Origin of the sequence: Thiolapillus sp. (assembly GCF_048562965.1) — a bacterium.
Taxonomy (GTDB): Bacteria; Pseudomonadota; Gammaproteobacteria; order Chromatiales; family Chromatiaceae; genus Thiolapillus; species Thiolapillus brandeum_A.
This window is the reverse complement of sequence record NZ_JBHNMF010001315.1, coordinates 1-705: the sequence shown is the minus strand read 5'-3', so window position 1 is coordinate 705 and position 705 is coordinate 1. Positions and strand designations below refer to the sequence as shown.

The window sequence follows — 705 nt, the reverse complement described above, 5'->3', positions numbered from 1 at the left end:
ACATCCACCATGTGCTGCAGCACATTGGTGGGGCCAGTACAGTTCAAGCGTGTCTTCGGCCTCGTGATAGATTTTGGGACATCCCAGTCCCCAAAATCGACTCGGCCTTTGACAACCTATTTGTGCCCCAGCCGTCCTGGTCACCCAGCACTACGCAACAACTTCGCAAGCTCGTTGCTGCTCCGTACTTGGCTCCCAATGACTGGACGCCGCGTTCGGAGGCCTACTTTGTTTTCCCTCTGGCGCAAGGCACGCCGGGAAAACAGTGCGGCCTCGCGGCTACTGGGGTCTACCAGCCTTCGCTTCGCTCTCCATGCCTGGCAGCGGAAGAGATCGAGGCCCTGCTACCTTGGAACGTCACCCTCAGTAAGCTGCAAGAGGGCTGATTCTCTGGCGCTTACCCTCTGGCGCTATGCGCACGACGGGTAAGCAGTGTGGCCTCGCGGCTACTGGGGTCTACCAGCCTTTGCTTCGCTCTCCATGGCTGGCAGCGAAAGAGTTTCACATGTGAAACTTTTCTCTAGGCGTGGCAGGAAAACGGCGCCCTTTACTGCCAAAGTGACGTTCAATATGACATGAATATCAGTTACTAGAGTTTAGAGTAAGCAACATTGTTCCACCGTATATTTTCGGGTGAAATAAAGTTGCTATTTTGTTCATACTGCCCGTTAGAGCTTGTTCTATACGCTGATTGCTGCATCCTGC

General features: G+C 54.0%; 1 protein-coding gene. It reads left to right on the top strand.

The window, feature by feature from the left end:
• Window positions 1-386, top strand: a 386-nt coding sequence (locus ACOCD2_RS24045; protein ID WP_419598561.1) for a hypothetical protein, incomplete at its 5' end; no start/stop codon positions are given.
• Window positions 387-705 lie beyond the last annotated feature (319 nt).